The organism is Bradyrhizobium sp. UNPF46 (assembly GCF_006658625.1).
GTDB lineage: Bacteria > Pseudomonadota > Alphaproteobacteria > Rhizobiales > Xanthobacteraceae > Bradyrhizobium > Bradyrhizobium nitroreducens.
In genome coordinates, this window is sequence record NZ_LFJB01000084.1 from 85,788 (window position 1) to 110,457 (window position 24,670).

Annotated in this window: 22 protein-coding genes and 1 tRNA gene; 19 read left to right on the forward strand and 4 right to left on the reverse strand. The window is 63.8% G+C overall.

The genetic code is table 11. The features are described 5' to 3' along the window. The first annotated feature begins 162 nt into the window (after positions 1 to 162). The 7 genes from UNPF46_RS30295 to UNPF46_RS30340 all read left to right on the forward strand — a co-directional run bounded on the left by UNPF46_RS30295 (position 163) and on the right by UNPF46_RS30340 (position 7,638). Positions 163 to 1,239: an NAD(P)H-dependent flavin oxidoreductase gene (locus UNPF46_RS30295; RefSeq protein ID WP_100174704.1), complete on the forward strand. Its 1,077-nt coding sequence runs from the start codon at positions 163 to 165 to the stop codon at positions 1,237 to 1,239. 76 nt (positions 1,240 to 1,315) lie between these two features. Then, entirely contained in the window at positions 1,316 to 1,603 is a 288-nt protein-coding gene (gatC, locus tag UNPF46_RS30300; protein WP_100174705.1) for an Asp-tRNA(Asn)/Glu-tRNA(Gln) amidotransferase subunit GatC, read from the forward strand. A gap of 17 nt (positions 1,604 to 1,620) precedes the next feature. Further along, positions 1,621 to 1,836 (forward strand): hypothetical protein, encoded by a 216-nt coding sequence (locus UNPF46_RS30305; RefSeq protein WP_142252444.1) that lies wholly within the window; start codon positions 1,621 to 1,623, stop codon positions 1,834 to 1,836. Then, the gene (gatA, locus tag UNPF46_RS30310; protein ID WP_100174706.1) at positions 1,833 to 3,308 is read left to right on the forward strand and encodes an Asp-tRNA(Asn)/Glu-tRNA(Gln) amidotransferase subunit GatA; all 1,476 of its coding nucleotides are present in this window, start codon (positions 1,833 to 1,835) and stop codon (positions 3,306 to 3,308) included. Before UNPF46_RS30305 ends, gatA begins: the two co-directional genes overlap by 4 nt. Next, positions 3,299 to 3,598, forward strand: coding sequence for a hypothetical protein (locus UNPF46_RS30315; protein ID WP_142252445.1), 300 nt, complete (start codon positions 3,299 to 3,301; stop codon positions 3,596 to 3,598). Before gatA ends, UNPF46_RS30315 begins: the two co-directional genes overlap by 10 nt. Before the next feature lie 707 nt (positions 3,599 to 4,305). Continuing rightward, positions 4,306 to 5,796, forward strand: coding sequence for an Asp-tRNA(Asn)/Glu-tRNA(Gln) amidotransferase subunit GatB (gene gatB / locus UNPF46_RS30320; protein WP_142252446.1), 1,491 nt, complete (start codon positions 4,306 to 4,308; stop codon positions 5,794 to 5,796). A gap of 1,575 nt (positions 5,797 to 7,371) precedes the next feature. Continuing rightward, positions 7,372 to 7,638: a hypothetical protein gene (locus tag UNPF46_RS30340; RefSeq protein WP_100174710.1), complete on the forward strand. Its 267-nt coding sequence runs from the start codon at positions 7,372 to 7,374 to the stop codon at positions 7,636 to 7,638. 435 nt (positions 7,639 to 8,073) lie between these two features. Here the strand turns inward: UNPF46_RS30340 and UNPF46_RS30350 are convergent. Continuing rightward, positions 8,074 to 8,166: transfer RNA gene (locus tag UNPF46_RS30350), tRNA-Ser, on the reverse strand. A gap of 650 nt (positions 8,167 to 8,816) precedes the next feature. Here UNPF46_RS30350 and UNPF46_RS30360 point away from each other — a divergent pair. Next, the gene (locus UNPF46_RS30360; protein WP_142252449.1) at positions 8,817 to 10,388 is read left to right on the forward strand and encodes a porin; all 1,572 of its coding nucleotides are present in this window, start codon (positions 8,817 to 8,819) and stop codon (positions 10,386 to 10,388) included. Between the two features lie 579 nt (positions 10,389 to 10,967). Here the strand turns inward: UNPF46_RS30360 and UNPF46_RS30365 are convergent. Further along, positions 10,968 to 13,364 (reverse strand): lytic transglycosylase domain-containing protein, encoded by a 2,397-nt coding sequence (locus UNPF46_RS30365; protein ID WP_181770182.1) that lies wholly within the window; start codon positions 13,362 to 13,364, stop codon positions 10,968 to 10,970. Positions 13,365 to 13,640: 276 nt separating this feature from the next. Between UNPF46_RS30365 and dapA the strand changes: the two genes are divergently transcribed. From dapA to UNPF46_RS30385, 4 genes are read left to right on the forward strand one after another with little or no spacing between them, the layout of a single operon-like run. Beyond that, entirely contained in the window at positions 13,641 to 14,531 is an 891-nt protein-coding gene (gene dapA, locus UNPF46_RS30370; protein WP_142252451.1) for a 4-hydroxy-tetrahydrodipicolinate synthase, read from the forward strand. Positions 14,532 to 14,585: 54 nt separating this feature from the next. Beyond that, positions 14,586 to 14,999 (forward strand): large conductance mechanosensitive channel protein MscL, encoded by a 414-nt coding sequence (mscL, locus tag UNPF46_RS30375; protein WP_100181195.1) that lies wholly within the window; start codon positions 14,586 to 14,588, stop codon positions 14,997 to 14,999. Between the two features lie 59 nt (positions 15,000 to 15,058). Then, positions 15,059 to 15,532: an SsrA-binding protein SmpB gene (gene smpB / locus UNPF46_RS30380; RefSeq protein WP_027530006.1), complete on the forward strand. Its 474-nt coding sequence runs from the start codon at positions 15,059 to 15,061 to the stop codon at positions 15,530 to 15,532. Positions 15,533 to 15,536: 4 nt separating this feature from the next. Next, entirely contained in the window at positions 15,537 to 16,118 is a 582-nt protein-coding gene (locus UNPF46_RS30385) for a peroxiredoxin (RefSeq protein ID WP_100177553.1), read from the forward strand. Here the strand turns inward: UNPF46_RS30385 and UNPF46_RS30390 are convergent. Together UNPF46_RS30390 and UNPF46_RS30395 are read right to left on the reverse strand one after the other, a co-directional pair. Further along, entirely contained in the window at positions 16,115 to 16,789 is a 675-nt protein-coding gene (locus UNPF46_RS30390; RefSeq protein WP_100177554.1) for a uracil-DNA glycosylase, read from the reverse strand. The genes UNPF46_RS30385 and UNPF46_RS30390 overlap by 4 nt on opposite strands. Then, positions 16,770 to 17,414 (reverse strand): LabA-like NYN domain-containing protein, encoded by a 645-nt coding sequence (locus UNPF46_RS30395; RefSeq protein WP_028135957.1) that lies wholly within the window; start codon positions 17,412 to 17,414, stop codon positions 16,770 to 16,772. Before UNPF46_RS30395 ends, UNPF46_RS30390 begins: the two co-directional genes overlap by 20 nt. A 330-nt stretch (positions 17,415 to 17,744) precedes the next feature. On the opposite strand from UNPF46_RS30395, the gene rpoZ reads away from it, so the two are divergent. From rpoZ to era, 7 genes are all read left to right on the forward strand, one after another. Beyond that, a complete protein-coding gene (gene rpoZ / locus UNPF46_RS30400) occupies positions 17,745 to 18,137 on the forward strand; it encodes a DNA-directed RNA polymerase subunit omega (RefSeq protein WP_008133017.1) in 393 nt (130 codons plus the stop codon). A gap of 206 nt (positions 18,138 to 18,343) precedes the next feature. Beyond that, the gene (locus UNPF46_RS30405) at positions 18,344 to 20,629 is read left to right on the forward strand and encodes a RelA/SpoT family protein (RefSeq protein ID WP_100177555.1); all 2,286 of its coding nucleotides are present in this window, start codon (positions 18,344 to 18,346) and stop codon (positions 20,627 to 20,629) included. Positions 20,630 to 20,726: 97 nt separating this feature from the next. Continuing rightward, complete coding sequence (locus tag UNPF46_RS30410) at positions 20,727 to 21,479, forward strand: pyridoxine 5'-phosphate synthase (RefSeq protein ID WP_100177556.1); 753 nt, start codon at positions 20,727 to 20,729, stop codon at positions 21,477 to 21,479. After that, the gene (acpS, locus tag UNPF46_RS30415) at positions 21,476 to 21,895 is read left to right on the forward strand and encodes a holo-ACP synthase (protein WP_100177557.1); all 420 of its coding nucleotides are present in this window, start codon (positions 21,476 to 21,478) and stop codon (positions 21,893 to 21,895) included. Before UNPF46_RS30410 ends, acpS begins: the two co-directional genes overlap by 4 nt. A gap of 250 nt (positions 21,896 to 22,145) precedes the next feature. After that, positions 22,146 to 22,910, forward strand: a complete 765-nt coding sequence (lepB, locus tag UNPF46_RS30420) for a signal peptidase I (RefSeq protein WP_100177558.1) — start codon at positions 22,146 to 22,148, stop codon at positions 22,908 to 22,910. Then, the gene (gene rnc / locus UNPF46_RS30425; protein WP_100177559.1) at positions 22,907 to 23,743 is read left to right on the forward strand and encodes a ribonuclease III; all 837 of its coding nucleotides are present in this window, start codon (positions 22,907 to 22,909) and stop codon (positions 23,741 to 23,743) included. The genes lepB and rnc overlap by 4 nt, the downstream gene beginning before the upstream one ends. After that, a complete protein-coding gene (era, locus tag UNPF46_RS30430; protein WP_100177560.1) occupies positions 23,733 to 24,659 on the forward strand; it encodes a GTPase Era in 927 nt (308 codons plus the stop codon). Before rnc ends, era begins: the two co-directional genes overlap by 11 nt. The last annotated feature ends 11 nt before the right edge of the window (positions 24,660 to 24,670 follow it).

The window sequence follows — 24,670 nt, forward strand, 5'->3', positions numbered from 1 at the left end:
GGAGGGTCGATCGCGCGAAGCGCGAGCGGGGTGGGGTGACAGCCTCTCCATTGAGGCGGTGCCCGTGTTGAGAGATCACCCCACCTCGCTTCGCATTTCGCTTCGCTACATGCGAACCGACCCTCTCCCTCCAGGGGAGGGTAAGAAAGAGAGAGAACAACCATGTGGCCTGACCGTCGACTGATCGACCTCTTCAAGACCGAATTTCCGATCGTGCTGGCGCCGATGGCCGGCGTAATGGATGCGGAGCTGGTGATCGCCGTGGCAGAGGGCGGTGGGCTCGGTTCGCTGCCGAGCGCGATGCTGTCTCCGGAGAAGGCGCGCGAGCAGGTCAACATCATTCGCCAGCGCGTGAAGGCGCCGGTCAACATGAACTTCTTCTGCCATACGCCGATCGATCTCACGCCCGAGGCCGAAGCGCGCTGGAAGCAGCGGCTCGCCGGCTATTACACCGAGCACGGTCTCGATCCCGCGGCGCCGGTCAACGCTGCGAACCGCGCGCCGTTCGACGCTTCTTTCTGCGAGGTGGTCGAGGAGCTGAAGCCGGAGGTCGTCAGCTTCCATTTCGGCCTGCCGGAGCCGGCGCTGCTCAAGCGCGTCAAGGCGGCCGGCTGCCTCGTCATCTCGTCGGCGACAACGGTCAAGGAAGCCGTCTGGCTCGAACAGCGCGGCGTCGATGCCGTGATCGCGCAAGGCGCGGAGGCGGGCGGCCATCGCGGCATGTTCCTGACCGACAAGATCTCCGAGCAGCCCGGCACGTTCGCGCTGGTGCCGCAGGTCGCCGATGCCGTGAAGGTGCCTGTCATCGCGGCGGGCGGCATCGCCGACGGGCGCGGCATCGCTGCAGCCTTCGCGCTCGGCGCCTCCGGCGTGCAGATCGGCAGCGCCTATCTGCGCTGCCCTGAATCCAAGGTCAGCGCCGGCGGCCGCAAGGCGCTGGCTGAGGCGCGAGACGATTCCACCGTCATCACCAATGTCATGACCGGGCGGCCCGCGCGGGGTGTCCAGAACCGCCTGATGCGCGAGGCCGGTCCGATCTCGCCGGACGCGCCGCCGTTTCCCCATGCGGCGACCGCACTGGGGCCGCTGAAGACGGCGGCCGAGAAGCAGGGCAGGGTGGATTTCACCAATCTCTGGGCCGGGCAGGCGATCGGCCTCGGCCGTGAGGTCCCCGCGGCCGAATTGACCCGGGATCTCGCCAAAACGGCGCTGGTCCGCATGAAAGCGCTGGCTGGGTAGCTCCCGGCGCCGGTTGCGGCGCAAAACCGGCCTCTGCTATACGGCACATGGGTTTTGCCGTGAGAGGCCTTATATAATGTCCGTCGACGCCGCTACCGTCCGCCGCATCGCGCATCTGGCGCGCATCGCGGTTTCCGAGGGCGAGGTTCCGCATCTGCAGGGCGAGCTCAACGCCATGCTCGCCTTCGTCGAGCAGCTTTCGGAGGTCAATGTCGAGGGCGTGGAGCCCATGACCTCGGTCACCCCGATGCAGATGAAGAAGCGGCAGGACCTGGTCGACGACGGCGAGATCGCCGACGATATCGTTGCCAACGCGCCCGCGACCGAAGGTCACTTCTTCCTGGTGCCGAAGGTCGTCGAGTAGTTTTTAGGACCTGTGCCATGTGCATGCTTTGCGACGATGAGAAGGCCTATCAGGCCTACATGAATTACCTCGACAAGATGGATCGGCAGGGCAAGGCTGCCGATCCCAACGTCGCCGTCAATGCCGTGCTCGACGAGATCGAGGCCGCCGCGAACGCTGCCGCCAAGAAAAAAGACGACCCGGCCAACGACAAGACCCTGTCTCCGTTCTTCTGCAGCCCGATCAATAAATGACCGATTTGACATCGCTGACGCTCGCCGAGGCCCGCAAGGGTCTCGCGGCCAAGACTTTCACGTCCCTCGAGCTGACCGACGCGCATCTTTCCGCGATCGAGGCGGCGCGGGTGCTCAATGCCTTCGTGATGGAGACGCCCGATCGCGCGCGCGACATGGCGCGGGCCGTGGACGAGAAGATCGCCAGAGGCGATGCCGGTCCGCTCGCCGGCATCCCGCTCGGCATCAAGGACCTGTTCGCGACCAAGGGCGTGCGCACCACGGCGTGCTCGAAGATCCTCGGCAACTTCGTTCCGACTTACGAGTCCACCGTGACCTCGCAGCTCTGGCGCGACGGCGCGGTGATGCTCGGCAAGCTCAACAATGACGAATTCGCGATGGGGTCGGCCAACGAGACCTCGTGCTTCGGTCCCGTCGGCAATCCCTGGCGGCGCGAGGGCAGCAACACCACGCTGGTGCCGGGCGGCTCGTCCGGCGGTTCGGCCTCGGCAGTGGCGGCGCTACTCTGCATGGGTGCGACCGCGACCGACACCGGCGGTTCGATCCGCCAGCCGGCGGCCTTCACCGCGACCGTCGGCATCAAGCCGACCTATGGCCGCTGCTCGCGCTGGGGTATCGTCGCCTTCGCCTCCTCGCTCGATCAGGCCGGTCCGATCGCGCGTAGCGTACGCGATGCCGCGATGCTGCTGCGCTCGATGGCCGGTCATGATCCGAAGGACACCACTTCGGTCGACGTTCCCGTGCCGGATTACGAGGCCGCGATCGGCAAGTCCGTGAAGGGCATGAAAATCGGCATCCCCAAGGAGTACCGTCTCGACGGCATGCCGGCCGAGATCGAGAAACTATGGAGCGAGGGCGCGGCCTGGCTGAAGGCGGCCGGCGCCGAGCTCGTCGAGGTCTCGCTGCCGCACACCAAATACGCGCTGCCGGCCTATTACATCGTGGCGCCGGCGGAGGCGTCATCCAACCTCGCGCGCTATGACGGCGTGCGCTACGGCCTGCGCGAGCAGGGCAAGAACATCAACGAGCTCTACGAGAATACCCGCGCCGAAGGGTTTGGCGCCGAGGTGCGCCGCCGCGTCATGATCGGCACCTATGTGCTCTCGGCCGGCTATTACGACGCCTATTATCTGCGCGCGCAAAAAGTGCGCACGCTGATCAAGAAGGATTTTGAGGATTGCTTCGCGAAGGGCATCGACGCGATCCTCACGCCGGCGACGCCGTCGGCGGCCTTCGGCATCGGCGAGAAGGGCGGCGCCGATCCCGTCGAGATGTATCTCAACGACATCTTCACGGTGACCGTGAACATGGCGGGCCTGCCGGGCATCGCGGTGCCATCAGGCAAGGATGCGCAAGGCCTGCCGCTCGGCCTGCAACTGATCGGCCGTCCCTTCGACGAGGAGACGCTGTTCTCGCTCGGCGAGGTGATCGAGCAGGCGGCCGGCCGCTTCACGCCCGCGAGGTGGTGGTGAATGTCGCTGGCTTCATCGCAAGCCTCGACGGCGCGGCGCCTGCGCCGGACCTGAACGCGCCGCTCGCCGGCCTCTGGTGGGCCGCGAAAGGCGATTGGGACCAGGCGCACAGGATCGTTCAGGACGACAGCAGCCGCGACGCCGCCTGGGTGCATGCCTATCTGCACCGCGTCGAAGGCGATCTCGGCAATGCCGGCTACTGGTACCGCCAGGCCGGCCAACCGGCGGCAAAGGATTCATTGGAAGCGGAGTGGGAGCGGATCGCTGCCACGCTGCTCGGAGCGGCGTGATGGCTAAAGAAGGTTTGAAAAGCCCGACTTCTGTGATTTGGGACGATCGTCTGGGGGCCGGTGACAAGGAGGCAATTGCGAACTTTAACGCCTGCGCGGAGCGTCTCGCAAAACTTAGAGTTCGAGAAATAAGGCACTCTGGGCAGCTGCGGTCACGGGCCGCTTGGAATTTGGCTGCTTTGCAGCAAGGACTCCTTCGCCGCACCGTAGCTTTGATTGATGGCGTCGCCTTGGGCTGGAACAGCCGATCCATCGTTTCAGCCTTCTTGGCTGGAAGGGCCCTCCTTGAGACAGTGGCCGTCCTAGCCGAATTGGAGAAGCTCACTGCTCCTCTTCTCGCTCAAAAGGACATCAACGGGCTAGACGAGCTTGCGAGAAAAGGAGTTTTTGCTATTCGGGATCCTGAAGTAATAGAGCAAGCTCCGGAAACTAAGGCTAAGAACGTTCTCACTTGTCTGAAAAACTTCGACAAGCAACATCCGGGCGCTGAGAAGCTCTACTTCGACCTTTCTGAACGGTGCCACCCAAACGCGCTTGGACATACGTATCTGTTTGGTCGACTAGACCTGCCTAAGGAGACCTATCATTTCTCAGACGAGCGTGATCCCGATAAGAACGGTCTCTTCATTGTCGCTGCTTTGAGCTTCTTACCAGTGGCGGAACAGATCATGTCCAACCTGAGCCTTTCTATTTCGAAGATATCTGACATGCACGAGACCGTTGAACGCAAATCTGGCAAGCTTCTCAAGGGCGCCACCGGTGAGTGGGAGATGGTCATCGGCATGGAGATTCATGCGCAGGTGACGTCGAAGTCGAAACTGTTCTCCGGCGCGTCCACCGCCTTCGGCGGCGAGCCGAACAGCCAGGTCTCGCTGGTCGACGTGGCGATGCCGGGCATGCTGCCCGTCATCAACGAGGAATGCGTCAGACAGGCTGTCCGGACCGGGCTCGGCCTCAACGCGCAGATCAACCTGCGTTCGGTGTTCGACCGGAAGAATTATTTCTATCCGGATCTGCCGCAGGGCTACCAGATCAGCCAGTACAAATCGCCTGTCGTGGGCGAGGGCGAGGTGATCGTCGATCTCGACGGCGGCAAGACGGTCACCATCGGTATCGAGCGGCTGCATCTGGAGCAGGATCCCGGCAAGATGCTGCACGACCGGTCTCCGTCGCTGTCCTACATCGATTTCAACCGCTGTGGCGTGGCGCTGATGGAGATCGTCTCGAAACCGGACATCCGCGACGCCGAGCAGGCCAAGGCCTATGTGACCAAGCTGCGCTCGATCATGCGTTACCTCGGCACCTGTGACGGCGACATGGAGAAGGGATCCTTGCGCGCCGACGTCAACGTGTCCGTGCGCAGGCCCGGGGCGCCGCTCGGCACCCGCTGCGAAATCAAGAACATGAATTCGATCACCTTCATCGGCCAGGCGATCGAGTATGAAGCGCGGCGCCAGATCGAGATCCTGGAGGATGGCGGGCAGATCGAGCAGGAGACGCGTCGGTTCGATCCCAACAAGGGCGAGACGCGCTCGATGCGATCCAAGGAAGAGGCGCACGACTATCGCTACTTCCCCGATCCCGACCTCTTGCCGCTCGAATTCAGTCAGGCGTTCGTCGACGAGCTGAAGGCGAAGCTGCCGGAGCTGCCCGACCAGAAGAAGGCGCGCTTCGTCGCCGATCTTGGCCTGTCGGCCTATGATGCGAGTGTGCTGGTCGCCGAGCGCGAGAGCGCGGTGTTCTACGAGACCGTGCTCGACAAGCTCGGCAACCGCGCGCGCGACGGCAAGATGGCGGCGAACTGGGTGATCAACGAGCTGTTCGGCCGTCTCAACAAGGAAGGCCGGGATATTACGGGCTCGCCGGTGAGCGCCGAGCAGCTCTCCGGCATCATCGACCTGATCGGCGAGGGCACGATCTCGGGCAAGATCGCCAAGGATCTGTTCGAGATCGTCTGGCAGGAGGGCGGCGACCCCCGCGCGCTGGTCGAAAGCCGCGGCATGAAGCAGGTGACGGATCTTTCGGCGATCGAAAAGGTTGTCGACGACATCATCGCGGCCAATCCCGACAAGGCCGCGCAGGTCAAGGACAAGCCGCAGTCGCTCGGCTGGTTTGTCGGCCAGGTGATGAAGGCATCCGGCGGCAAGGCGAACCCGCAGAGCGTCAACGACCTGCTCAGGTCCAAGCTCGGCGTCTGACGTCACGCGCTCGAACGAGGGGACGGACGCGCTTCGTCTCCTCGTCTCGGTTCTCGACGCGACGTTCGCGCGCATCATCGGCGACAGACTTCACCCGGCCGAGGTCACGATGAGCGGGCGAATCGCAGTGGCGCGATTCGCCCAAAACGGCGACTTGCACACGCTCCGACGAGCGCTTCCGCCGTTAAGCATGAAAATAATTTCGTTGCCAAAACTCGCGACTCAGAGTCCGCGACTCGCCTTCGCGCGGCGGTCGAACGCTTTGCATCGTGCTTCATCGCACCGGCCACGCGTCATGCACACGCGCAGAATACCACTTGCTGCATAGAGTTTTTTGTAATCGCTGCGCTTGCCGACGTCATCGTCGCGAGACGCAATCGCAATCGCAGACGCGTGTCTCTGCGTGTCCGCAAATCAAACGCGGCTGGCGCACGCGCACTGCGTCGTCAACACTTCCTTAAGTGAGAAGATGTTTTTTTCGTCGTGTTGGTGTATTCGGGATTGGTGTGCAATCGATCCGCGACTGCATGCAGCGATTAAAGCCATCTCACACATCGGAGGGCAACATGGCCAAGAAAGCGAAGAAGGCGAAGAAGGCGAAGAGCGCAGTGAAGAAGACTGCGAAGAAGACCCGCAAGGTCGCGAAGAAGAAGAAGTAACTTCGACTTCTGAAGTTGCCGGCTTAAGCGCCGGCACGTCATCAGCGTCTCCTTGAGGTTCTGATCGACGATAGAGGGTGTCGGCGAGACATCAGGTCAACGGTCGGATCGTTCTCTTGACGGTCCGGCAGAAGAAACGAGTTTTCTTCGTTCGGTGCGGTTCTCCTTGCGGGGCTCCGCAATTTCACAAGCGGCCTTCGGGCCACCGTGGAATCTGGTCCTGACGTGTTCGCCGACGCCCTCGTTCTCTTGAGGCCGGGGTATTGCCGGCATTCCCTTTCCCGACATTGCTGATCTGACGCGCGACGCGGTCGTGCTGCTTTGCTCGAACTGCCTTGGGGCAGGTTGGGGTTTGCGGCTTGACGCTCGCATGCCGCTTCTTCGTCCGCGTCGGTGCCGCCCTGCCGGCCCGGGGACATGACCGACAGGCGTTCGGGACATTGGCAGACACATCAAGCCGGGCGATCGGGTGCCCCGAGACGGTGGTGTTCGAGGCAATCGGCTGCGGCAACGAATCCCCGCCTGGAATGAGCGCGGGTACGGCCCCGACATCGATCCGCTCCACACATCGTAACCACATGACACGCGCCACTGCGCACGATGGTTATCGTTCTCCCAAAATCCTGCGGTAAACAGAATCTGACGAACTGCAGAAGTGCCTGCAAATCAGGGATTTTTTGAAATCCCGGCGCAGCCTGCGCGCGCTCGCGTTTACGTCTGCTTCATCGCGATACTTAAACTGCCATTCAAATTTGCCCGCCATCATCGCCTCCAACAAGCCGGCAAACGGCAATGGGCACTTAGCCCTGGGGATGAGTTGAACAGTGCACGATCCGGGGAAGGGTCATGCACATCAGAGTTGGACGGGAGCCGCGCTCGGGGGAACGAGGCGGCAAAAAGAAAAAGGGGATGCGTTATGTTTCAGGGTACTTTCGATCTGGAGACCGCAACGCCGATCGACGCGAGCGCGCTGTCGGACGTGCTGTTCGAGCGCGGCATCTATTGGGCGAGCGGCCGCTCCGGGCTCGTCGATCTCGTCGCCGCGCATAAATGGTTCAACCTCGCCGCGCTGAAGGGCCGCAAGGACGCCGTGGCGCTGCGTCAGGAAGTGGCCTGCCAGATGTCGGATGCCGAGATCTCGGCCGCGCAGCGCGAGGCGAGGGCGTGGGTCTCCACTCATTGAACCGCGAAGCGCATCCACACCCGTGTTCGCACGGGTGGGCCTGGTTGCGCTGAATCAAGTTTCTTCGTCGTGCCGCTGCCTAGACCCGAGCGGCATGAGCGACCCCGACACGAATGGACGATGGCTGCCGATTCAGATCGCTCCCGACGAGTGCGATTTGGAGCTCGGACGTCTCCACAAGACGGGGGTCCTGCCGTTGCCCTTTCCGTGCCGACGCAGGTCCGGCGTCTGGTTCAACGTCTGGGCCGGCGAGGCGGTGCTGATTTCGCCCTCGCACTGGCGGATCTGGCGGTTCCGCCGCTAAGACGCACATATATATAAGGACAGGCGCGAATCGAACGCGCCGCGCCGATCCTTGCGCCAGGCTTTCGCAGCAGCCGCGCCGCCGCTTTCAGGTGAAAGAACCCACAGATCTCGATTGATGCTGCTGTTGGGTGGCGGAGAGGGAGGGATTCGAACCCTCGATACAGCTTGAGACCGTATGACGCTTTAGCAAAGCGTTGCCTTCAGCCACTCGGCCACCTCTCCGGTGCGAGCCTTATGCATCTAATTGCTTGGACCGGTCAATTTGGAAGCGTGTGTTTTCGCTCGAATATTCCCAGCGATTTTCGAAATAAGGCGGTTTGCTCCCGGGCGCCGTCCAATAGAGCCCCTCATATAGAGTCGCCGCTGCCGGTGCGGTCGGAAGGCAGGGCCTCCGATGCGCAGATGAACGGCCGGCCCGCCAGTGTTGGCGTTTCGCCCTCGAGTATCGGCCTGATTCTACGATTCGAACCTGCTCAGCGTCGCAACATCGGGACGCGCGGTCGGGCCTGCCTCAGGTGAGGAGTTTTGGCGGCGAATGGAACCGCTTCAAAAATCACAACAAAAACAATATGTTGCGAGGGCGCCGCGATCACATCTGCGTGTTATTTGTGCAACACCCGTTGGAAAACAAGCTTCATCGGCCCGTTTCGGAGCGTTCTGTTGTTGTGTGTGCAAGGACGTTCGGTAATTGTGACTGAGCGACGGAGGGGGGCATCCCGAGGTCGTCCCGTTTAGGTCATTCGCTTAAGTCCCTCGCGTTCATGCGGGTGTGTCCGAAGGCGCGAAGGGGGCCAAGGCGGTGATTTAGAGGGGGTTGGGGAATTGGCCGTCCGGTCAGTGACCTTCCCTGAAGAGCAACTTGGAGGTTTAACATGAAGTTGGTTAAGAGCCTTTTGCTCGGCTCAGCGGCGGGTCTGATCGCCGTGGGCGGAGCTCAAGCAGCCGATCTGCCGGTGAAGGCCAAGGCGGTCGAATACGTCAAGATCTGCTCGCTGTACGGCGCCGGTTTCTACTACATCCCGGGCACCGACACCTGCATCAAGCTGGGTGGTTATCTGCGCGCTGAAGTCGCGCTGAACACCAACTCGGACTTCAGCGGCCAGCTCACGTCGAACAACGGCGCGCGCAACCGTCTGACGAACTACTACACCATGCGCGCTCGTGAAGATCTCAACATCGACACGCGCACCGCGACCGAGTACGGCGTCGTCCGTACCTTCTTCGACGGCGTGTTCTCCTGGACCACCGGCAACTACGCCGGCACCGGCAGCGCGACCGGCGCGACCGCCTACAGCGGCACGCTGGCTCTCAACACCTCCGGCGCCACCCCGGCTCTCGTTGGTTCGTCGGTCAACGGCACTGACGGCAACACCTCGGCCGGTTCGCTCGGCGTGTACTACGCCTTCATCCAGTTCGCTGGCTTCACGATGGGTAAGGCCGTGTCGCAGTTCGACGCGCCCTGGACCAACTATCCCGGCAACAACTTCGACAGCCTCGTCGGCGGCAGCGGCACGGTCACTGGTGTCAACCAGTTCACCTACACCGCTGACTTCGGTCAGGGCGTGACGGCGGCCTTCTCGGCTGAAGACGCGACGGCCTACTACCAGGCCGGCAACCTGAACATGAGCGGCGCGACTGCGGCTGGCATGATCGGTGGTTCGTACGGCTCCAACGCCATCGGCGGTTCGCGTTCGCCGAACCTCGTTGGTATGGTCCGTGTCGACCAGGCTTGGGGCCTGTTCCAGGCGTCGGTCGCTGCGCATGACAACCACGTTGCCTACTACGGCGCCACCGAGCCGACCGGCCACCCCGACGACAAGTGGGGTTGGGCTGTTCAGCTCGCTCTGTCGATCAAGAACATCCCGACCGGCGCGGGTGACACGATCAACATCCAGGGCGTCTACACCGACGGCGCGTCCCGCTACAACTTCCAGAACCTTGCGGGCGGCAGCTACTCGATGTTCGGCAGCTCCGGCATTGCCTACCAGAGCGTCGGCTTCGCCATCGCTCCGGACACCGTGTTCATCACGGGCGGTGCGCAGGAAACCGTCAAGACCTGGGGCTTCCGTGGTGCTTACACGCACAACTGGGATCCCTACTGGAACTCGGCGCTGTACGGTGCCTACGCTCAGGCCCAGTACGGCACGCTGGCTAAGACCACCCTCTGCGGCGCTGGCGGTGCTGGCGGCGTGTTCGGCGGCCTCGCCGGTGTCACGGGTTGTAACCCTGACTTCGCGATCGCCCAGATCGGTCTGATCACCCGTTGGACCCCGGTCAAGAACCTGACCTTCTCGGCCGACGTCAACTGGACCCATCTCGACCAGAAGTACTCGGGCACCGTTGCCTACGTTGGTTCCGGCACGACGGCCAAGCCGGCCGCTGTGTACGAGCTGAAGGATCAGGACACCATCACCCTGCTCCTCCGCGCTCAGCGCAACTGGTAAGCTCGGTCTAACGACCTGATCTAGAGAGCCCCGGCGGGAAACCGCCGGGGCTTTTCTTTTGGGGGATCGAGAGGCGACAGGTCCTGTCCAAGGAGGAGGAGGAGGAGGGAGAGCGGTGGCCCTCGATGCGAAAAAAGGCCGCCCATCGAGGCGGCCTTTCGCGTTGTGAATCGGACCGGCCTTATCTCAAGTCCAGGGCCCGGCAGTGGTAGGAGCTCTCGACGCTGGTCCAGCCCCGCTCCATCCTGTTGCTTTGGCATTCGAAGAAGGTCTTGAAGCCGAGAACGCTTCTGCAGTTCTGGACGCGGCACCGGGCAGTGAGCATCCGACCGATGGACCGCGACCCGAGCCGTTGCCGGTCTGGGCTGCGACCTTGATCGGAGCTCAACGTCCCGATCGACGGGAGACAAGAGCAAAAGCGGACATCAACGTCTTGATGGCTTGCCTCCTTTTCTTGTTGCTTGGGACGGCAGATTCCTATCCCGGAGGCGATGGTGCCAGAGAGCGTATCGACCCTCATGCTCAATCCAGACGTATCTGATGATCGAGGTGGCCTGGTTCCTCTCCAGGGAGGGGGCGCTATTCCACGCTGCCGGCGCCGCGGCGCAAATCGGCTTCGATCTGCAAGCGGGTGCCGCCGCCGAAGCGGGCGCGGTAGACCTGAAGGTTCTCCATGATCCGCTGCACGTAATTGCGCGTCTCCGAGAACGGAATCAGCTCGACCCAATCGACCGCGTCGACCTTGGGATCGCGCGGATCGCCGTAGCGCTCGATCCATTTCTTCACGCTGCCGCGGCCGGCATTGTAGGCGGCAAAGGTCATGATGTAGGAGCCGCGGTAATCCTCGAGCAGTCCGCCGAGCTCGGCCGAGCCGAGCGTGGCGTTGTAGACCGAATCGTTCTTCAGCCGCCCGAGATCGTAGGTCGCGCCATGCCGCTTGCAGACATAGCGCGCGGCGTCCGGCGTCACCTGCATCAGCCCGTAGGCCTGTGCCGGCGAGACCACCGATGGGTTGAACGCGCTTTCCTGCCGGGCGATCGCGTAGACGATGCTGCGCTCGACCTCGGGGCCGATCGGCGTGAATTGCGGAATGCCGTTGACGGGATAGGCGTAGAAGTCGAAGGGCAGGCCGCGATTGAGCGCGGCCTTGCCGAGCAGCAGCATGCCGCGCGCATCGTTGTAGCGCTGGGTGAGCTCGCCGAGGCCGGCTAGCGCCTCGGGATCGCCGTTCTCGCCCATGTCGGCCAGCAGCGGGATCGCCATCTCGCGCTCGTCGAGTTCGTAGAGCAGCTGCGCGGCACGCACGATCTCGAGCCGTTCGGCGCCGCGGCTGCGCGGCTGGCTGTTGAGCTCGATCTGCGGCAGGCCGAGCTTGGCCCGGGCGAGCTGGCCGTAATAGCTGGTCGACTGTTCGGCCGCGCGCGCATAGGCGTTGCGAGCCTCCTGCTGGCGGCCCATGGCTTCCGCGGCGCGGCCCTGCCAATAGCCGGCGCGTGCCAGCGCGGTCGGATTGACGCTGCCGACGCCGATGCGGGCAAAATGCTGAGCGGCGGCGGCGGGATCGTTGAGAAAGCGCAGCGCGATCCACCCGGCAGTGAACTCCTGCTCGGTCTTGTAGATGTCGCGCGAAGGCAGCGCGGCGTCGCGCGCGATCAGATAGGCGCTGCGGAATTCTTCGGTGTCGATCATCTTGCGCGCCAGCAGGCGCCGCTCGATCCACCATTCGTCGAGATTGTGGAGGCGACCCGGATCCTTCGGCGCGGACAGCATCAGCTGCGCCGCTTCCGCGAACTTCTCCTCGCGGCGCAGCAGCTGGATCTTGCTGAAGATGAAGCCGGGATCGCTGTGCAGCTCGCGCGGCACGGCATCCAGCAGCGCGCGCGCATTGGGCGCCTTCTTGACGGCGGCGATGCGGGCCTTGGCCAGCGCGACATAGCCGGCGCCGAGGCGCTTCGCGGCGCGCATCGCGGCCTCGTTCTCGCTGCCGTAGAGCAGGGTGTCCATCCGCGCCTTCTGGTCGCCGGCCGTCAGCAGCGCGCCGAACTGGTCGAGCGCGTTGTTTTCGGTCTCCTCCGACATCGGATCGCTGCGCCAGGCCTCGCGCACCAGCCGTTCGGCGTTGGCGCGATCGCCGCGCGCCAGCATCGCCCTGGCGAGCGTGAAGCGGCCCTTGGCGGAGATTGGCGACTCGCTCTCGAACCACGACCACGCCACGGACTCGTCGCGCCTGTCGTCCCACATCGCAGCCTCGAGGCGCCGGCGCAGGAAGGTCTGCGACGGCCAGCTCGGATTGGCGGACAGGAAGGCGCGGTAGCGCTCCACGGTCGCGCCATTGTCCTCGCTGCGCAGGATGATCCATTCCGCGAGTTTTCGCGCAACCGGATCGGAGATGCCGGCCGCGGCATTGGTGGCGTCGCCCGCCTTGCGCTTGCGCACCAGCTCGATGACGCTCTCCAGAGTCTCCTTGTCGCCCTGCGACGTCGACGACGTCGCGGCAACCGCGGCCGGGACGACCGGCTTGCGCGGCGCGGCATGCTGGCGCGTCGCCGGCGCCAGTACGGGGGCTGCGATGGGGCGCGGGGCAGGGGCGGAAGGTCTGACGGTCGCCGTCGCGGCCGGCGCGGGGACCGGTTTCGGCGGCGAACTGCTGGCGGTCGGGTGTGATTTCGGCGCAGGCGCCGCCGCGGCAGGCCTGGGCTTGTCCTTCGCGGCGTCTTTGCCGGTGCTCTTGCTGGTGTCCTTGCTGGTATCCTTGCCGCTATCCTTGGCTGGCTTCTTCGCGGCGTCCTTGGCGGGGGCTGCCGTGGTGGCCTTGCTCGCGCCCTTGGTTGCGTCCTTGCTGGCTCCCTTGCTGACTCCCTTGGACGAACCCTTCGCTGCGTCCTTGGTGGCGGGCTTGGCTGTGTCCTTGGCGGTCTCCGCAGCCGTCTCATTGGACTTGGCCAAAACGGCGCCGCCAACCGACAGCCCTGCCATCAGGCACAGGACGAGGCCAGTGGATCGCCAGGCGGCACGAGGGAATGAGGTCACGGGTTTCGTCGCCCCGAATCAGTCAGGTGGCTCAAGATCTAGCTGTATTTGATTGAATATGCGGACAAAATACCAACAGCCGCTTACCTCGGACCGATTTGCACCACCACCACGGCGAAATCGCGGCCTAAACGGTGCGTCACAGGGCTGCGGACCTTTTACCGGCGGGCCAGACTCGATATGAAGGGGGCTTGCTCGAATAGCCGCGTACGGAGAAAGTCCATGGCCGCCAAGACGAAATTCCGGGGATCGTTCACCGCCTTGGTTACCCCGTTCAAAAACGGCGCGCTGGACGAGGCGGCGTTCCGCTCGCTGGTCAATTGGCAGATCTCCGAAGGCACCAATGGCCTCGTCCCGGTCGGCACCACCGGCGAGAGCCCGACGCTCAGCCATGACGAGCACAAGAAGGTGGTCGAGTGGTGCATCGAGGAGGCCAAGGGCCGCGTGCCTGTTGTTGCCGGCGCCGGCTCCAACTCGACCAAGGAGGCGATCGAGCTCGCCCAGCACGCCGAGAAGGCGGGCGCGGATGCCGTGCTGGTGGTGACGCCGTACTACAACAAGCCGACCCAGGAAGGCATGTACCAGCACTTCAAGGCGATCAACGACGCCATCGGTATTCCGATCATCATCTACAACATCCCGCCGCGCTCGGTGATCGACATGTCGGTCGACACCATGAAGCGGCTGTGGGAGCTGAAGAACATCGCCGGCGTCAAGGACGCCACCGCGAGCATGGTCCGCGTGTCGCAGCAGCGTGCAGCGATGGGCGAGGACTTCAATCAGCTCTCGGGCGAGGATGCCACCATCATCGGCTACATGGCCCATGGCGGCCACGGCTGCATCTCGGTGACCTCGAACGTCGCGCCGCGCCTGTGCGCCGAGTTCCACGCCGCCTGGGCGAAGGGCGACGCCAAGGCAGCGCTCGCGATCCACGACAAGCTGATGCCGTTGCACAACAACCTCTTCATCGAGAGCAATCCGGCGCCGATCAAGTACGCGATGTCGCTGCTCGGCAAGCTGGACGAGACGCTGCGCTTGCCGATGGTGCCGGTTTCCGAGCCGACCCGTGTTGCGGTTCGCAGCGCCATGGTGCACGCTGGCCTGATCAACTGACGCGCCAGCTTTGCGGGGAGCCCGGTCATGAGCGCCGACGAGAAGGGCAGGAAGATGCTCACGGAGTTCCGTGAGTTCGCCATGAAGGGCAACGTCGTCGATCTCGCGGTCGGCGTCATCATCGGCGCAGCCTTCGGTGCCATCGTCACGTCGCTGGTCGGTGACATCATCATGCCGCTCATCGGTGCCGCGACCGGTGGCCTCGACTTCTCGAACTACTTCGCCCCCTTGTCGAAGGCGGTGACAGCCACCAATTTAGCGGATGCGAAAAAGCAAGGCGCCGTACTTGCTTACGGCAGCTTCCTGACGCTGACGATCAACTTCATCATCGTCGCCTTCGTGTTGTTCCTGGTCATCCGCGCCATGAACACGCTGAAGCGGAAGGAAGAGACGAAGCCCGCGGAGCCGCCGAAGCCGTCGGCCGAGGTCGTGCTGCTGACCGAGATCCGCGATCTCCTCAAGAAGTGACGCGCGCGCTTCAACCAGACTGCTAGCTTACGCCTGCATCTTCCTCAGGTTTGTCCACCATGGCCGATAAAAACGAACGTCCAATCAAGGTCATGGCGGAAAATCGCAAGGCCCGCTTCAACTATGCGATCGAGGATACGATCGAGGCGGGCATTGCGCTGACTGGCACCGAGGTCAAGTCGATCCGCAACGGCAAGAGCACGATCGCGGAATCCTATGCCGATTCCAAGGACGGTGAGATCTGGCTGATCAACGCCACCATTCCTGAATATCTGCAAGGAAACCGCTTCAATCACGAGCCCAAGCGGCCGCGAAAGCTGCTGCTGCATCGCCGGCAGATCAACAAGCTGATGGGCGCGGTCGACCGCGAAGGCATGACGCTGATCCCGCTCAAGCTCTATTTCAACGAGCGTGGTCGCGCCAAATTGCAGCTCGCGGTTGCAAAGGGCAAGAAGCTGCACGACAAGCGCGAGACCGAGAAGAAGCGGGATTGGAGCCGCGAGAAGGGCCGCCTGATGCGGGCGAGGGGCTGACGAGATGACCCAGCGGAACCTGCTTGAGGTCGATTGGAGCCGGATTCCCGCCCCCGCCGATGACGGCGCGGCCGCGCATCTCACCGGCATGGTGGTGCCGCCGATCGGCCTGTTGGCGACCAACGACACCTCGGTGACGCTGTCGGCCCTGCGCGGCCGAACCGTGGTGTTCGCCTATCCGCGCACCGGCGAGCCCGGCAAGATCGCGCTGGTGGACGATTGGGACATGATCCCGGGCGCGCGCGGTTGCACGCCGCAGACCTGTGCGTTTCGCGATCTGTTCGCTGAGCTGAAGGCTGCCGGCGCCGCCCATGTGTTCGGGCTCTCGACCCAGAGCAACGACTACCAGACCGAGATGGCCTCACGGCTGCATCTGCCGTTCCCTGTGCTGTCGGACGAGAAGCTGGCGCTCACGCGCGCGCTGAAGCTGCCGACCATGGAGGTCGCGGGCCTGACGCTGATCAAGCGCCTTGCGCTTGTTATCGATGACGCCCGCATCACGCACGTGTTCTATCCGGTGTTTCCGCCGGACCGGAATGCTGGCGACGTCCTGGACTGGCTGAAGGCCAATCCCGCGAAAGCCTAATCGAGGTCCGCCTTCACCTTCGCGAACACCGAGCGGAACATGTCCGGCGTCAGCACGCCGGTGTTCGTGTTGTAGCGCGAGCAGTGATAGCTGTCGTAGAGCTTGAACGCGCCGGCCTGGTGCACGGCGCCATGGCCGAAGGGGGCTTGGGAAGCCTTCAGCTTCAGCGGCTTGAGCACGCTGTCGTGCGCAATCCGTCCGAGCGCGATGATCGCGCGCAGCTTCGGCATCGTCTCGAGATTGGCGACCAGAAACTGCCGGCAGGTATTGATCTCGACCGGCAGCGGCTTGTTTTGCGGCGGGACGCAATGCACTGCGTTGGCGATCCGGCAGTCCACCAGCTTCAGACCGTCATCGGGCCGCGCCTGATAGCTGCCCTTGGCAAAGCCGTATTCGAGCAGCGTGGCGTAAAGCAGATCGCCTGCATAATCGCCGGTGAAGGGGCGGCCGGTGCGGTTGGCGCCCTGCATCCCCGGCGCGAGGCCGACGATCAGAAGGCGCGCCTTGATGTCGCCGAACGGCGCAACCGGCGCATTGTGCCACAAGGGCTCGCGTGCACGGTTTGCCGCGCGAAAGGCAACCAGGCGCGGACATAGCGGACAATCGCGGTCGGGAACGAGGGTGGGGGGCTGGCGGCTTGGCCGGGCCGCCTCACTCCTCGAAGTCGTCATCGCCCCTCGGCGCCATCGTGGTTGCGCGCTGGAGGAACTGCGGAGCGTGGTGGCGGGCCTCGCGCTCGCCGCGGTCGCGTGGGGCGGGCCGTTCGGACGGATCGCGGCCAAGCTTGGACTGCAGCTCGACGAGGTCGGTGAAGACGTCGGCCTGGCGGCGCAGCTCGTCGGCGATCATCGGCGGCTGGCTGGCGATGGTGGAGATCACCGTGACCCGGACGCCGCGGCGCTGCACGGCCTCGACCAGGGAGCGGAAGTCGCCGTCACCGGAGAACAGCACCATCTGATCGATGTGCTCGGCGAGCTCCATGGCGTCGACGGCGAGCTCGATGTCCATGTTGCCCTTGACCTTGCGGCGGCCGGAGGCGTCGATGAATTCCTTGGTCGCCTTGGTGACGACGGTGTAGCCGTTGTAGTCCAGCCAGTCGATCAGCGGGCGGATCGAGGAGTATTCCTGATCCTCGATGATGGCGGTGTAGTAGAACGCCCGGAGCAGCGTCCCGCGGCCCTGAAACTCCTTCAGCAGGCGCTTGTAATCGATGTCGAAGCCCAGAGTTTTCGCCGTCGCGTAGAGATTGGCCCCGTCGATGAAGAGCGCGATCTTGTTGGTAGGAGAAGGTGACATTCAGTTTGCTCGCGTAGTGTTCGTGATTGATCGTTTTATTGTTGGCGCGGCGACAGCAAGCCGCGCATTTCTAAAGTGCCGCTGAGACCCGTCGAAACCGCAAATCCGGAGAAGTCGGGGCAATCAAGGTATAGTTATGACGGACTTGCATAAACCCAGCGCCGCCCTCAATGGCAGCCCGGGAAACTACCCACCCCAGCCCCAATGTGGGGGTAGCAGAGCCGTTTGGCGAGGCCAAATCACAAATTGGCCTTGCGAAATTGGCCTGACCCCTATAACTAGCCCCAATCATCCACATATTTCGTCCCACCCACAACGGAGCGACAGTCCATGGCTCGCGTCACCGTAGAAGATTGTATCGACAAGGTCGACAACCGGTTTGACTTGGTCCTGCTGGCCGCCCACCGTGCCCGCATGATTTCGTCCGGTTCACAACTAACGGTTGACCGCGATAACGACAAGAACCCTGTTGTGTCTTTGCGCGAAATTGCCGACACGACCATTTCGCCGGAGGACCTCCGCGAGGAGCTGGTGCACTCGCTCCAGAAGTTCGTCGAGGTCGACGAGCCCGAGCCGGACACGGTGCCTCTGATCGGTTCCGCGGGTGCAAGCGTCGATGCGGACGATACCGAAGTCGCCGTCGAACGCATGACCGAAGAGGAGCTCCTGAAGGGTCTCGAAGGCCTCGCCCCGCCCGAGGAGCAGCCCGAGGAAGACGAGTAAATCGTCAGTCGCGATCGTCGATTTCTTGTGATCTTATCAAAGGCCCGAACCGTTGTTCGGGCCTTTGCTTTTGTTGACGTTTTCGTGGTTACCATAGCGTTGTCGGTTGGCGACGTGTCCTGTCACTGAATTGATCGGACACGAGCGCGATCGGAGCTAAGATGTATACAACGGGCCGCCGCGGGCTCGTTTGAAGGCAGGACGGCATGGTATATCGGCGTCGCAGATCCACGCAGATGCAGGCCGCAACCGAATCGGTTGCCGTGGCCCCGACTGCGCCGGTCGCGCGCCCGGCCAAGCCGCGCGCGCGCATGATGCGTCAATATGACCTTGTCGAGCGCGTCAGGTCCTACAATCCCAACACCAACGAAGACCTGCTGAACCGCGCCTATGTCTACGCCATGAAGGCGCATGGCTCGCAGACCCGGGCCTCGGGCGATCCGTATTTCTCGCACCCGCTCGAAGTGGCGGCGATTCTCACCGACCTCAAGCTCGACGACGCCACCATCGTGGCCGCGCTGCTCCACGACACCATCGAGGATACCGAAGCGACGCGGGCCGAGATCGACCAGATCTTCGGGCCGGAGATCGGCGCGCTGGTCGAGGGCCTGACCAAGCTGAAGCGGCTGGAGCTGGTGTCGCGGGAGGCCAAGCAGGCCGAGAATCTGCGCAAATTGTTGCTGGCCATTGCCGATGATGTCCGTGTGCTTCTGGTCAAGCTCGCCGACCGTCTGCACAACATGCGCACGCTGGACTTCGTGCCGACGGAATCGCGCAGGCGCATCGCCGAGGAGACGCTCGACATCTATGCGCCGCTCGCCGGGCGCATGGGCATGCAGGAAATGCGCGAGGAGCTGGAGGATCTGTCCTTCCGCACCCTCGATCCCGAAGCCTATTCGGTCGTGATGCAGCGCCTCGATGCGCTCGCCGAGCGCAACCGTAATCTGATCGGCGAGATCGAGGACCAGCTCTCCAACAACCTGCGCCACCGGGGCTTGGGCGCGCGGGTCTATGGCCGCCGCAAGAAGCCGTTCTCGATCTGGACCAAGATGGAGCGCAAGTCGGTCGGCTTCGAGCAATTGTCCGACATCTTCGGCTTCCGCCTCGTCGTCAACGACATCGAGGCCTGCTACCGCGCACTCGGCATCGTCCACACCACCTGGCCGGTCGTGCCGGGGCGCTTCAAGGACTACATCTCGACGCCGAAGCAGAACGACTATCGCTCGATCCACACCACGGTGATCGGCCCCGGCAACCAGCGCGTCGAGCTGCAGATCCGCACCGAGGCGATGGACCAGATCGCCGAGCGCGGCATCGCCGCGCATGTGTTCTACAAAGAGGGCGTCGGCTCGCCGACCGAATTCCTCAAGCGCGAATCCAACGCCTTCGCCTGGCTGCGCCACACCATCGGCATCCTCTCGGAGAGCGCCAATCCGGAGGAATTCCTCGAGCACACCAAGCTCGAGCTGTTCCACGACCAGGTGTTCTGCTTCACCCCGAAGGGCAAGCTGATCGCGCTGCCGCGCCATGCCAACGTGATCGACTTCGCCTATGCCGTGCACACCGACGTCGGCAACAGCGCGGTCGGCTGCAAGATCAACGGCCAGTTCGCGCCGCTGTCCTCGGAGCTGCAGAACGGCGACGAGGTCGAGGTGCTGACCTCGGAAGCGCAATCGGCGCCGCCCTCGGCCTGGGAAACGCTTGCGGTCACCGGCAAGGCGCGCGCCGCGATCCGCCGCGCCACGCGGACTGCCGTGCGCGATCAATATGCTGGCCTCGGACGGCGCATCGTGGAACGCCTGTTCGAGCGCGCCAAGATCGAATATGCCGACGACAAGCTCAAGGGCGCGCTGCCGCGGCTCGCGCGGACGTCGATCGAGGACGTGATGGCGGCCGTGGGGCGCGGCGAGATCAAGGCCTCCCACGTCGCGCGCGCGATGTATCCCGACTACAAGGAGGAGCGCATCGCGCGCTACGGCGCGAAGAAGGGACTTGCCGCCAAGCTCAAGGAGAAGTCCTCGGAGCCGCCGCGCAGCCCGGTCGCGATTCCGATCCGCGGCATCAATTCCGATCTGCCGATCAAGTTCGCGCCGAACGGCGGCGCAGTGCCCGGAGACCGCATCGTCGGCATCGTCACGCCGGGCGAGGGGATCACGATCTACCCGATCCAGGCGCCGGCGCTGAAGGATTTCGAGGAGGAGCCGGAGCGCTGGCTCGACGTCCGCTGGGACATCGAGGACTCCGCGCCGCAGCGTTTCCCGGCCCGCATCAAGGTCGAGAACGTCAACGAGCCCGGCGCGCTGGCGCAGATCGCGACCGTGATCGCCGAGCACGACGGCAACATCGACAACATCAGCATGCAGCGCCGCTCGCCGGACTTCACGGAGACGACGATCGATCTCGAAGTCTACGATCTGAAGCATCTGAGCGCGATCCTGGCCCAGCTGCGCGCGAAGGCGGTCGTCGCCAAGGTCGAACGTGTTAATGGATAAGTTCTGTCGTTGCCGGGCTAGACCCGGCAACCCATCTCTCCGAAGAGGATGGATGCGCGGGTCGCGCCCGCGCATGACAAGTTGAGAGAGTTCTAGAATGCCCGCAATTCCGCTTCGCCTCGGCGTCAATATCGATCACGTCGCAACCGTGCGTAACGCGCGCGGCGGTCGCCATCCCGATCCGGTGCGCGCAGCGCTGCTGGCGATCGAAGCGGGTGCCGACGGCATCACCGCCCATTTGCGCGAGGATCGCCGGCACATCCGCGACGAGGACATGGCGCGGCTGAAGGCTGAGATCTCCAAGCCGCTCAATTTCGAGATGGCGGCGACCGACGACATGATGCGCATCTCGCTCGCCACCAAGCCGCACGCTGTGTGCCTGGTGCCGGAGCGTCGGCAGGAGGTGACCACCGAAGGCGGGTTGGACGTCGTCGGCCAGCACAATGCGCTCGCGCCCTATATTGCGCGGCTGAGCGATGCCGGTATTCGGGTCTCGCTGTTCATCGCAGCCGATCCCGCCCAGATCGAGATGGCGGCGCGGCTGCGCGCGCCCGTGATCGAGATCCACACTGGCGCCTGGTGCGACGCCGTCACCGACGGCCACACCGAGAAAGCCGAGGCCGAGTGGAAGCGGATCGTGGCGGGGGTGAAGCTGGCCAGGGCGGCCGGGCTGGAGGTCCATGCCGGGCACGGGCTCGACTATGCGACGGCGGAGACGATCGCGGCACTGCCCGAGATCATGGAGCTCAACATCGGCTATTACATGATCGGCGAAGCGCTGTTCGTCGGGCTGGCCGAGACGGTGCGCAGCATGCGCGCGGCGATGGACCGCGGTCGGAGCCGGGCATGATCATCGGCATCGGCTCCGACCTGATCGACATCACCCGCGTTGCCAAGGTGATCGAGCGTCACGGCGAGCGCTTCCTCGACCGCATCTTCACCGCGGCCGAGCGGGCCAAGGCGGAGCGCCGCGCCAAGAACGAGAAGATGGTGGTTGCGACCTACGCCAAGCGCTTCGCCGCCAAGGAGGCCTGCTCCAAGGCGCTCGGCACCGGCATCAGGCGCGGCGTCTGGTGGCGCGACATGGGGGTGGTCAACCTGCCGGGCGGGCGGCCGACCATGCAACTGACTGGCGGCGCCCTGGCCCGGCTTCAGGCCCTGACACCTGAGGGGTTCGAGGCCAGGATCGACCTTTCGATCACCGACGACTGGCCGCTGGCGCAGGCCTTCGTCATCATTTCCGCCGTCCCGCTGCCTAAACCCTGACGGGGTCTCGGATATTTCATGATTATCGATTATAAATCAATGCCTTATCCAATTTTGATGCGATCCTTGATTGCGTGGCCTCCGACAACCGTCTAAAAGTCCGCGGACGCAAATCAGCCTGGGCGAATTCGGCTTTACGCCGGAATTGGCCCTCACTGTCAGAATCAGGACAATCTCCTTGCGCCGCGAACCGGTGGGCCGTTCGCTGGAGGAGGGCGCTCTGTGATCGCCGGCCGGAATTGAGAGAGCAATGAGCGTGACTTCGGGAACGAAAACTGAGAGCGGCGTCGGCGAAACGATCCGGGTCGTGATCCACGCTCTCCTGATCGCGCTGGTGATCCGCACCTTCCTGTTCCAGCCTTTCAACATCCCGTCCGGCTCGATGAAGGCGACGCTGCTGGTCGGCGACTATCTGTTCGTCTCGAAATATTCCTACGGCTACAGCCACTATTCGATTCCGTTCTCGCCGCCGCTGTTCTCCGGGCGGATCTGGGGCTCGGACCCGCAGCGCGGCGACATCGTCGTGTTTCGGCTGCCGAAGGACGATTCCACCGACTACATCAAGCGCGTGATCGGTCTTCCCGGCGACCGCATCCAGATGCGGGACGGGCTGCTCTACATCAACGACACGCCGGTCGAGCGGCAGCGGATGAGCGAATATGTCGGCGAGGAGCCGTGCGGCTCGGAAGGCGGCGGCATCTCCCGGGTGAAGCGCTGGAAGGAAACGCTGCCGAACGGCGTGTCCTATGAGACGCTCGATTGCGCCGACAACGGCTATGTGGACAACACCAACGTCTACACAGTCCCATCAGGCCATTTCTTCATGATGGGGGACAACCGCGACAACTCCACCGACAGCCGCTTTCTCGGCCAGGTCGGCTATGTCCCGCAGGAGAATCTGATCGGCCGCGCCCAGATGATCTTCTTCTCCATCGGCGAAGGCGAGCACGCCTGGATGTTCTGGCGCTGGCCGTGGGCGGTGCGCTGGAATCGCTTCTTCAAAATCGTCCGATGAAAGACGAAGCCAAGGACATCGCGGCCGAACCGATCGAGGCACAAGCGGGCCTCGACGGCGAAGCTGCGACCAGGGCTGCTGCAGGCAAGGCGCCCGCGAAGAAGAAGCGGACGCGGAGCAGCAAGACCAAGGGCACCGATGCCAACGCGGCTCTCGAGGCGCGCATCGGCCACAAATTCGCCGACCCGAACATGCTGATGCAGGCAATCACCCATGTCTCGGCGCTGAAGTCCGGGCGCAAGCGCGGCGACAGCTATCAACGGCTGGAATTCCTCGGCGACCACGTGCTCGGGCTCGTCGTCTCCGACATGCTCTATCATGCGTTCCCCAACGCCGACGAGGGCGAGCTGTCCAAGCGACTTGCCGAGCTCGTGCGCAAGGAGAGCTGCGCCGACGTCGCCAAGTCGCTCGGTCTGCTCGACGACATCAAGCTCGGCTCGGTCGGCTCCAGCGCCGACGCGCGCCTGCGCAAGTCCATTCTCGGCGATATCTGCGAGGCCGTGATCGGCGCCGTCTTCCTCGACGGCGGCTACGCGGCGGCGTCCGAATTCGTCAAGCGCAACTGGACCGAGCGCATGCACAAGCCGCGCCGTCCCTTGCGCGACCCCAAGACCGTGCTGCAGGAATGGGCGCAGGGGAAGGGGCTGCCGACGCCGGTTTACCGCGAGGTCGAGCGCACCGGCCCGCATCATGATCCGCAATTCCGCGTCGCGGTGGACCTGCCGGGGCTCGCGCCGGCCGAAGGCATCGGCGGCAGCAAGCGCGCGGCAGAGAAGGTGGCAGCTTCAGTGATGATCGAGCGAGAAGGTGTTGGCGGCAGCAATGACGGCTGAAGCAAGCGGCGAGACGCCCCCTGCGACGCGCTGCGGTTTCGTTGCGCTGATCGGCGCGCCGAATGTCGGCAAGTCCACGCTGGTCAACGCGCTGGTCGGGGCCAAGGTCACGATCGTCTCGCGCAAGGTGCAGACCACGCGCGCGCTGATCCGCGGCATCGTCATCGAGAACAACGCACAGATCATTCTGGTCGACACGCCCGGCATCTTCCTGCCCAAGCGCCGGCTCGACCGCGCCATGGTTTCGACCGCCTGGAGTGGGGCGCATGACGCCGATCTCGTCTGCGTGCTGCTCGACGCCAAGACCGGGATCGACGAGGAGGCCGAGGCAATCCTCACCAAGGCGGCCAGCGTCAACCACGAGAAGATTCTCGTCATCAACAAGGTCGATCTGGTCCAGCGCGAGAAGCTGCTGGCGCTGGCGCAGGCTGCCAACGAGCGCATGAAGTTCGCGCGCACCTTCATGATCGCGGCGATCTCGGGCGACGGCGTCGACGACCTCCGCAAGACTCTCTCCGAGATGGTGCCGCCGGGTCCGTTCCTTTACCCTGAGGACCAGATGTCCGACGCGCCGATGCGGCAGCTGGCGGCCGAGATCACGCGCGAAAAAATCTATCAGAAGCTGCACCAGGAATTGCCCTACCAGTCCACGGTCGAGACCGACAAGTGGGAGGAGCGCAAGGACAAGTCGGTGCGCATCGAGCAGACGATTTTCGTGGAGCGCGAAAGCCAGCGCAAGATCGTGCTCGGCAAGGGCGGCGCCACCATCAAGTCGATCGGCGCGGACTCGCGCAAGGAGCTGATGCAGATCCTGGACGTGCCGGTGCATCTGTTCCTGTTCGTCAAGGTGCGCGAGAACTGGGGCGACGATCCCGATCGCTACCGCGAGATGGGCCTGGACTTTCCGAGAGAATAACCAAGAACAGA